The sequence below is a fragment of the Candidatus Cloacimonadota bacterium genome (assembly GCA_020532355.1).
Lineage (GTDB): Bacteria > Cloacimonadota > Cloacimonadia > Cloacimonadales > Cloacimonadaceae > UBA5456.
Window position 1 is genome coordinate 1 of sequence record JAJBBD010000024.1, and the last position, 3,151, is coordinate 3,151.

The 3,151-nt window shown below is 40.6% G+C and carries 4 protein-coding genes; all 4 read left to right on the forward strand.

Annotated elements, in window-relative coordinates; all coding sequences use genetic code 11:
• Positions 1-290: hypothetical protein (locus tag LHW48_00720; GenBank protein MCB5258984.1), on the forward strand; the 290-nt coding region annotated here is incomplete at its 5' end.
• 189 nt (positions 291-479) lie between these two features.
• A complete protein-coding gene (locus LHW48_00725; GenBank protein ID MCB5258985.1) occupies positions 480-926 on the forward strand; it encodes a hypothetical protein in 447 nt (148 codons plus the stop codon).
• A gap of 259 nt (positions 927-1,185) precedes the next feature.
• Positions 1,186-2,526: a type II secretion system F family protein gene (locus LHW48_00730; protein ID MCB5258986.1), complete on the forward strand. Its 1,341-nt coding sequence runs from the start codon at positions 1,186-1,188 to the stop codon at positions 2,524-2,526.
• A gap of 5 nt (positions 2,527-2,531) precedes the next feature.
• Positions 2,532-3,151: hypothetical protein (locus tag LHW48_00735; protein MCB5258987.1), on the forward strand; the 620-nt coding region annotated here is incomplete at its 3' end.

Consider the following 3,151-nt stretch of genomic DNA (forward strand, 5'->3'; position numbering starts at 1 on the left):
AACTACAAGGCCAGAAGAAGTATTATAAACTTTTTGCGCTCCGCAAAATACTCAAATATGGTGCAAGCATTGTGGCTTATCCTCAAGTCGCAGAGATCACTAATATCATGTTCGAAAACCGCTACAAAGATAAGGAGAATTACTTTTTGAGTGGTTTTGCGGTAAAACCGGAATTGCAAACAGGCAGTTCGTGCAATAAAGTGTCAGCATTAAGACACACATTTGCGCACATATTGAACAAAAGAAGACAGTGTGTTGGTTGCAATAGCGGCTTAGAAATGTATAAATAAAAATATTTGTTCAAGTGTAAGTACATGGTATACAGCGCAATGTGAATGTAAAAGATAAAAAAAATGCCCAGTATTTGGAATTGGCACAGCTCTTGCTCTAAAGATATCTGTGCTACGGCACATATTATAATGTGAACACAATAAGTGAAACACTAAATTAAAAAACTTAACCCCAAAAAGGAGATTACCATGGGAACTCAACAAATTCTTTTGATCGTACTCAGCGTTATTATCGTCGGTGTAGCTATAGCCGTCGGTATCAGCATGTTCAATAGCCAGGCTTACAACAGCAACAAATCCGGTATTGCAGCCGATGCTCAAAGCTTTGCTACCCAGATCGTACAATACTACAAAACTCCAGAATCCCAAGGCGGATACGGTGGAGGCGATATTGACTCACTTTCTGTATCATCCATTGCCGGTTACCTTGGTTTTGATGCTACCACCTTTGACACAACTAACGAAAATGGCACATACACCATTAGCACAGACGGAACGAGTGGTTATCCTATAATTACTGGTGTTGGCTCTGCTGAGAAAGGCGGCTATAATCCACAAATAGTTACCACAGTTGAACTTCCTTCCGGCGAAATCACTGCTGTTGCTTCTGACGTTGAAGTTGAAACCGAAGGTTAATTCAAGAAATTAATTATACTTTTATAGTACCTTACATAAGATTGGTCAAGAAAGTTCTTGACCAATCTTGCTATTAAGCTTAATTGATGATTGTAAGTAATTTTTAGCTAATCAAATTATCTAACGATAATCTGATCAAGCGGTTAGCTACAGCATTACTAGAATTTTGAGCAAAAATATACTAATGTATTGTTATCAGGTTGAAAGCAACAATATTGGAATAATGACCCGAATCCAGTAAAAGCAAGGTGGAGTAGCCGTGGCAAAAGAGTACCGCTTCAAGGGCATTGGAGCACAGGGAAAGTTGGTTCAGGGGACTTTTATGGCCGAAAACGGCAAGGCTGCAAAGAACCACCTGAACAAGATTGTAAAAAAGTACCACCTGCGTATAAGCACTTTTGAAAAGAAGCGCGATTGGCTATACACCGTTTATTCTGAAGGCAAGAAAAAACCGTTTAAGGGCAGACAATCGGCTTACACAAAACAAGATGTGGCAGCAGCTCTTACTAAAATGGGTTATAGCAAATTCCAGATAAATCCCGTTCTCTTTGATATTCCCCAGAAAGTAGGACTTGCCGATGTAATGATGTTTATCAAGCTCTCCACGACCATGCTTAAGGATAAAATGAGTTTTGGTAAAATATTGGAGATGCTATCTGAAGAGCAGACGAATAGAACATTTAAGGACGCTTTAATACAGATAGAGAGTCAGCTCAAGGGTGGGGCAGAAGGCAGGGAAGTGTTTGCCCGTTTTACCCATGTGTTTGGCAAGTTTCCGGCCTTCATGCTTGGTTTGGCAACCAAGAGTGGTAATATGGCGGATGTATTTGAGGCGACCAGCAAATTCATCGAGCGCGATATGGAGATTCGTAAAAACATAAAAAAAGCACTAATATCTCCATTGTTTGCGGTACTTGCAACAATTGGTGCAGTAATGTATTATGTAGTGGAGATATTTCCCGCTACGGCGCAGATGTTTGTAAAATACGGTATGGAATTACCTCCCATGACCAAAGCAACTTTGGATGTTAGTGATTGGCTGGCGATATATTGGTGGGTAATAGCTTTAGGAGTAATAATTCCTATTGTGGCTATTTGGAGATGGTGGGCAACACCTAAAGGGAGAATTTGGCGCGATGCGCACATCGTTAAGCTGCCGGTGGTTGGTCATTTGATACATAAATCTGCCATAGAGGTATATTTTAGAGTTTTTGGCACAATCTATGCGGGTGCAGGAGACAACATCGAAACTATTAAAACGGCAGCTGAAGCATGCCGAAATGCCTGGATGGAAGATAGAATCAAGCGTATAACCATACCATTAATGTTGAGTGAAGGTGAGGCATTAGTACCCTCAATGGAAGCTTCGGGAGTTTTTAACCGCACCACATTAACGCGGTTACGCACTGGGCAGGAAACCGGAAATATCCTCCAAGCGGCAGAGCAGATAGCCAGCTATTATGAGGCTGAGACCACATACAAGATGAACAACTTGATTGAATATATCCAAACTTTTGTGGGACTCTTTATTTCTATTGCCATTTCGTTCTTAACTATTGTGTCTTCAGAGATTGCAACAATTTCTCCTCCAACGGCGTAAGCATTATGTTATTGAATAAGTTTGCCAGGTATCTTATAAGTAAAAACATCTTTGAACGCGAACTGGTGGAAAATGCAAGCAGGAAAATGCTGGAATATGGAGAGAATTCTGCCGGGGCATTAGCAAAGATAATGGTTAGCGACTTTGCCGCTGGGCACGACGAAGTTTATGAAGCCTTGGCAAAGCATTATGCTTTTCCCCAGCATGACGTTGATGTAGAACAGCTTACTGAAGCTGAGAAGGATATTTGTAAGCAAATTCTGGCGAATATTCCGGAAGATCTGAAAAAGAAGCTTTTGTACCATAAAATATTCCCTTTTCAGTTGATAAATCGGGATCGGGAAATATTACAGGTATTGGCATCTGATCCTACCGACAAACTGATTCAGGAAATAATTGAACAAAGTCCTTATAAGCGGCTGGAAATTTACTGGGCAAGCCTAAAAAGCATTGAAGATCTTATTGCTGTTCTATCCCCACAGAAAAATGAATTTCTGCAGTTGTTAGAAGAGGCAGGGCAAATTCTTACTGATGTTGACGATGGTTCCAGCGGATTAGATTTGAATGAACAGGCTCTGGATGAAGAAATCAATAAGAGCTTATTGGTTAATCTCTTTGAGGGTGC